The organism is Bacillus sp. LR--39 (assembly GCF_053613335.1).
The window spans coordinates 1-874 of sequence record NZ_JBSIOT010000552.1 but is presented as its reverse complement, the minus strand read 5'-3'; the positions used below and the strand labels follow the sequence as shown (position 1 = coordinate 874).

The 874-nt window shown below is 41.0% G+C and carries 1 protein-coding gene; it reads right to left on the bottom strand.

The genetic code is table 11. The annotated features are described in order from the left end of the window. The coding region (kinC, locus tag ACWHAR_RS24825; RefSeq protein ID WP_452088150.1) for a two-component sensor histidine kinase KinC at positions 1 to 874 on the bottom strand (874 nt) is incomplete at both ends.

Genomic DNA, 874 nt, shown 5'->3' with positions numbered 1-874 from the left:
AGCTTTTCCTGCGGCATGCCGTTTCCTTCATCCTTTACGCTTATCACTGCATGAGAGGCGGTTTTATCAGTTGAAATGGTTACGACACCGCCCTTTGGCATTGCCTCAATTCCGTTTTTAATGATGTTGATAAAGACCTGCTTCAGCTGATTTTCGTCTCCATTAATCATACAGCCATCTGTCTCTTTGAAATTTTTCTCTATGACGATATTGGACAGAATTGCATTGGTATCAAGCAATGTCGTGACTTGTTTCAGGATCTCATTAAGCTGGTGTGTTTTAAATGTGATTGCCTGCGGTTTTGCAAGCAGCAGCAGCTCGCTGAGCACTAAATCGATTCTTTTAATCTCTGAAAAGATGATGTCAAAATAGTCTTTTCTGTCCGGATATTGTGTTTTCATAATCTGGAGGAAACCGCTGACAGATGTTAAAGGGTTTCTGACCTCATGAGCAATACCTGCGGCAAGTTCACTTGTGATTGATAGTTTCTGGGATTCCCTCGCCAGCCGTTCATTAATCTCAATGAGCTCATCTTCAGCCTCTTTCCGCTCAGTGATATCTGACATTGTACCCAAGCTGCCTGTAAATTGGTCATCCCGGTCATAGTAAAGTTTATAATGAACTTCTCCCCAAAAAATCGTGCCGTTTTTTGTCACGTATTTTGCCGTAAACATGCCAGAAGACGCTTTGTTTTGGATTTGGGTGTTAATGTGGTCGGCTACGTGCTTTTCTTTTATGAAGTAATCGTTATACATTGTTCCCATACATTCACTGATTGAAAAGCCGGTTATTGATGCCCACGCTTGGTTTAAATATATAATTTCGCCTTTTGCATTCGTTTGAAATACGATTTCCTGCAAATTATCCATGATGC